At 36.6% G+C, this 1,588-nt stretch carries 1 protein-coding gene; it reads left to right on the top strand.

Features of this window, described 5'->3' with window-relative positions:
- On the top strand, positions 1-1,588 hold a 1,588-nt coding region (locus OA93_RS23940), incomplete at both ends, for an HYR domain-containing protein (RefSeq protein WP_039116799.1).

Below are 1,588 nucleotides of genomic sequence, written 5' to 3'. Positions count from 1 at the left end.
AGATTTATATCCGGTAGGAACAACAAAAATAGTTTGGACAGCTACCGATGCTTCAGGAAATGCCTCATTATCATGTGAGCAAACGATCACTATTACTGATGCAGAAAAGCCAGTTAAACCAGTTTTAGCAGATGTTATAGCACAATGTTCAGCAACAGTACCAGTTCCAAGCACAACAGATAATTGTAAAGGAACAATAACAGGAACAACAGCAGATCCACTTACTTATACAGCACAAGGGACTTATACAATTACCTGGAGTTTTGATGACGGAAATGGAAACATAGAAAGTGCAATTCAGAACGTAATAATAAAAGATACAGAAAAGCCAGTTATCACATGTCCAACAGCTATTAGCCAAGTTGCAGATGCTAACAAATGTGGCGCAACTGTTTCTATTGTAGATCCAACAGCAACCGATAATTGTTCAACAACATTCACCTTTGCAGGAGTTCGTTCAGACAGTAAATCATTGACAGATTTATATTCGGTAGGAATAACAAAAATAGTTTGGACAGCTACCGATGCTTCGGGAAATATCTCAACATCATGCGAGCAAACGATCACTATTGCCGATGCAGAAAAGCCAGTTAAACCAGTTTTAGCAGATGTTGTAGCACAATGTTCAGCAACAGTACCCGTTCCAAGCACAACAGATAATTGTAAAGGAACAATAACAGGAACAACAGCAGATCCACTTACTTATACAGCACAAGGGACTTATACAATTACCTGGAGTTTTGATGACGGAAATGGAAACATAGAAAGTGCAATTCAGAACGTAATAATAAAAGATACAGAAAAGCCAGTTATCACATGTCCAACAGCTATTAGCCAAGTTGCAGATGCTAACAAATGTGGCGCAACTGTTTCTATTGTAGATCCAACAGCAACCGATAATTGTTCAACAACATTCACCTTTGCAGGAGTTCGTTCAGACAGTAAATTATTGACAGATTTATATCCGGTAGGAACAACCACAATTACATGGACTGCTACCGATGCTTCAGGAAATACCTCATTATCATGTGAGCAAACGATTACCATTACCGATACAGAAAAACCAGTTATTAGTTGTCCAGCAGCGGTTATAGCTAATACAGACATAGGTTCATGTACAGCAACAATTGTTCTGAGTTTACCAACTGTCACTGATAATTGCGGAATCGCTTCAGTAACGAATGATGCTCCTGTAGTATTCCCAATTGGAATTACAACTGTAACTTGGACAGTTACTGATAATAATGGTAATATTTCTACTTGTACACAAACGGTCACTGTGTTTGGTCCGATTAAATCTAACGATGATTTAGGGGTTTCAATAAATAGTTATGTAGGAGGTATTGCAGTTTCAAACGTTTTGAATAATGATTTATTGAATTGTGTTAGTGTGGTATCAAATCAAGTAAAAATTACTTTAGGAAGTATGTTACCATCTGGAGTAAATTTTGATACTACTACTGGTGAAGTAAGTGTAAATCCACATACGCCATCTGGAACTTATACATTTGATTATACTATTTGTGATCTTTCAAATATTACAAATTGTAGTACATCTACAGTTAAAATAACCGTAGATAATCCATTA

It is taken from the genome of Flavobacterium sp. KMS (assembly GCF_000813005.1).
Lineage (GTDB): Bacteria > Bacteroidota > Bacteroidia > Flavobacteriales > Flavobacteriaceae > Flavobacterium.
Note: the sequence above shows the minus strand (reverse complement) of the source record. Positions and strands in the feature narration are given on the sequence as shown.